This window comes from uncultured Rikenella sp., assembly GCF_948810725.1.
Lineage (GTDB): Bacteria > Bacteroidota > Bacteroidia > Bacteroidales > Rikenellaceae > Rikenella.
Genome location: NZ_CAQIVA010000084.1, coordinates 1 through 3,564 on the forward strand (window position 1 = coordinate 1; position 3,564 = coordinate 3,564).

The window sequence follows — 3,564 nt, forward strand, 5'->3', positions numbered from 1 at the left end:
AAAGACAACCCTAACAAAACGCCCGATGGGCGCACCGGCGGGACGGAGCGATACTACGTATCGCTAAGGTAGCCTCAGCCCCAAGTTATACCAACAGCTGAAGCAATGGCAAAGGCTACTCGTCACTCATGTGTGCCAGCTGCTCGCGATAAGCCGTCAGAAGCTTCGACTTTGACAGGAAACCCAGATAGTGCCCCGTCTCATCCACCACAGGCAAATTCCAAACCTGCGTCTGTTCGAACTTCTCCATGACGCTGCGAATCGGCTCGTCCGGATGAATACGTTCCGGAGGCTGCGACATGTAACGAGTCAGCGGGTCGGCATACTTGTCCGCATCGAACATGTCCGCCCGAATGTCATCCATCGTAATCACCCCCATCAGCTCGCCCCGCAAGCTGACCACCGGAAAAATATTCCGACGCGTATGTTCCACCGCCCGGATCACATGCCGCAACTTGCCGTTCAAAGGCACCGTCTCGAAATCGTATTCGATCAACGACCGCGTATGGAGAAACTGCATCGTATTCTCGTCCTTGTTGCGAGTCAGCAACTCGCCCCGCGCCGCCAGCCGTTTCGTATAGATCGAATAGGGTTCGAAATAGTAGCTCACGGCGAACGACACGGCCGAAGCCAGCATCAGTGGCAAAAAGAGAACGAAACCGCCCGTTAGTTCCGCCACGAGAAACATCGAGGTGATCGGCGCTTTCATTACCCCTCCCATCACCGTCGCCATCCCCACCAGCGTAAAACCCGCCACAGGCAGTTCCGTGCCGAAGAGGCGGTTGCAGACGATGGCGAAAAGATAGCCCTGCATCGCCCCGACGAACAGCGACGGAGCAAACGTTCCCCCTACCCCTCCCGAAGCGTTCGTCAGGGTCATCGCCGCCACTTTGAAGACCAGAATCCCGGCCACGTACAAGACGATCATCCAAAACGCGTCGCGCCACTCGTAAAAGAGCGATTGGTCGAAAATCGAGGCCTGCTGACCGGTCATCAGCTGCGTGATGGTCTCATACCCCTCGCCGTACAACGGGGGAAAGACGAAGATCAAGGCTCCCAGCACCAGTCCTCCGATCAGTACGCGGGAGCGTTGTTTCCCGATCGCTTTGATCCGGCCCTCGATCCGCATCGAGGCGCTGGCGAAGAAATAGGAGACGCAACCGCCGACGATACCCAACAAGGCGTAAAACGGGATCTCTTTCAGCGTAAAAGTCGGGGCGACGCCGGCGAAAAACGGCTGCATATCGACCAACAGATAGGTGGTAGTCGCTGCGGTCACCGAGGCCAGAATCAACGGAACGACGCTGGTGAAGGTGAGTTCGAGCATCAGGACTTCGATCACGAAGACGAAGCCGGCGATCGGGGCTTTGTAGACGGCCGCGATGGCGGCTCCAGCGCCGCATCCCAGCAAAAGGGTGATGTATTTGTAATTCAGCCTCAAGAGTTGCCCGACCGTCGAGCCGATGGCGGCTCCGGTCAGCACGATCGGGGCTTCGGCTCCGACCGAACCGCCGAAACCGATGGTGGCAGAGCTGGCCAGCAGCGAGGTGTAGCAGTTATGGGGTTTGATCCTCGATTCGCGGCGCGAGATGGCATAAAAAATCCGGGTCACGCCGTGCGAGATGTCGTCTTTCACCCAATATTTGACGAAGAGGACCGTGACGGCGATCCCGATCATGGGATAGAGGAAATAGAGCAGGTTGGCGACTTCGATGTCGGCCCAGGAGGTGAGTCCCTGTTTGATGAGGTGGATACAGCCGCGCAGGAGGTGTCCTGCGATGCCGGCGGCGATGCCGACGAGCACGGCGAGGATCAGGATGAGTTGTCGTTCGGAGAGCCGCTTGGAAAAGCGTGTAAACCAGCGGTAGAGTGTTTCGGTGGATTTCAAGGCGAAGACTTGTTATTCCGGTCTATACCATCGCCGTCCGGGGACTTCGATTACGGGGTGTGTTTCCTATGATTCGAGGGCCGAGGCGCGTAATTGGGGGCTAAGATAGCGATTTTTCGACTTCGGCGGTTTCGGAAGGATAGGTACGAAGACGGCCGCGAATCGCCCTCCGGCTGCGCCCCGGGCTACCGCGACGCGGGTAACGAGGGTTGTTTTGGAGCACTCGTCACTACGGGTACGGTCGGATCGGTGTGGTCTGCTTCGACGGACTCAGAGGGTGGGATCTACTTGGATTTCAATATGAATTATTTCTATTCCGGCCGGGCGCACAATCGCGCCTACGGTCTTCAGTTGCGGTGCCTCTCGGAATAAACAGAGACGTATTGCTTGGGGTAGAGGCGGTTTAGAGTAAAGGCGGCCTGTAAAACATCCTGTGGGCGTGCCCCGGGCTTCCGCTACAATGCGCCGGGGGTGTTGGGCTACTCGGGCAACCATGGGTACCAATGGTCGTCGGCTGTCAGCGACATCAAGGGGACATTGTTCGGTTTCAGCATGGAGCGTCTCGAAACCAATGGTCCGAGCAGTCGCGGTAACGCTCTTCAGTTGCGTTGCCTCTCGGAATAAACGGGGGCGCGTGCCCGTGGGGGCAAGAGGCTGGAGTTACCCTAATTGCGTTTTGAGTGCATCCCTGCGGTTCGTAGAACCGCGCGGGCCGGAGCCACCCCAGGCGTAGGCCTGCAACGTCGCAGAACTCGTTTCCGGCCACGCTGGCTCCGACCCTCAATCCCTAATTCACTACCTCCTTAGCAAAGCGAGCCGGACGCCCGGGAGGAACGGCAACTCTCGACGCGTAAGCGACGTGTTGCGGGCCGCCCGTGGGCAGGCGTCCGGCCCGCGCGACCCAAAGGGTCGCAGGAGCACTCCCCATTCGTCCTCGGCGCGCCTCCCCCGCGCCGCTAATGCGTCGCTGCGCCCGAGGACGGCGATTCCCTTCGGAATCGCGCTATTCGCTCTCGCCCCAAAACTTTCCCCAATCCGCCCCAATTCTTTGGGGTTCGGGCTGCGGCGTCCGACCCGGGCATCGAAGATGCCCCGCCGCAAGCCCGGCGGCTCTGCGAGCCCCAAAAGCTCAGCCAACAACTCGGCCCGGCGCGGTGGGAAAACCGTAGTCGGTTTTCCCACCCGAAGAACAGGCACGGCCCAAAGCTCGCCCCAGTTCTCCGCCCCGTGTCTGCCTCACTGCGGCTCCGCTTGCGCTCCGCCGCCTTTTCGCGCGCCTTGGGAAATCCTGTCAAAACGCACAAGCGCATTTTGACGATTTCCCTCTTAAGGCGTGGCGCGCGGACGGGCATTGACCCGGCTGAAACTGCCCTGCGCGGGCGGCGTCCGGGTGACCCCGGCGGGACGGAGCGATACTGCGTATCGCTTAATCTGCTCAACCCAATTCTTGGTGCGCGCCTGCGCGATTCAACTATATTCGGCTTACCGCCGAAATAGTGGAATCGCTCCTTTAGGCGGGGCGCGCGAGCAACTGGAAAGTAATAACGGCCGCGCGCCATGACGCGAACGCGTCGGCCAAGCGGGCCACACGTCCCGTGGACGGGAAATGCTGCGCATTTCCACTGCCAGCCTCTACCCCCATTCTTTGTCCGCGCGCTGGCGGAAATCTTATTCAA

General features: G+C 59.6%; 3 protein-coding genes. 2 read left to right on the forward strand and 1 reads right to left on the reverse strand.

The annotated features are described in order from the left end of the window. Positions 1-115: 115 nt before the first annotated feature. Positions 116-1,888 (reverse strand): chloride channel protein, encoded by a 1,773-nt coding sequence (locus tag Q9S52_RS10555; protein WP_304709081.1) that lies wholly within the window; start codon positions 1,886-1,888, stop codon positions 116-118. Between the two features lie 93 nt (positions 1,889-1,981). Between Q9S52_RS10555 and Q9S52_RS10560 the strand changes: the two genes are divergently transcribed. After that, on the forward strand, positions 1,982-2,260 hold the full coding sequence (locus Q9S52_RS10560) for a hypothetical protein (RefSeq protein WP_304709082.1): 279 nt from the start codon (positions 1,982-1,984) through the stop codon (positions 2,258-2,260). A gap of 99 nt (positions 2,261-2,359) precedes the next feature. Then, on the forward strand, positions 2,360-2,512 hold the full coding sequence (locus tag Q9S52_RS10565) for a hypothetical protein (RefSeq protein WP_300744559.1): 153 nt from the start codon (positions 2,360-2,362) through the stop codon (positions 2,510-2,512). Positions 2,513-3,564: the final 1,052 nt, after the last annotated feature.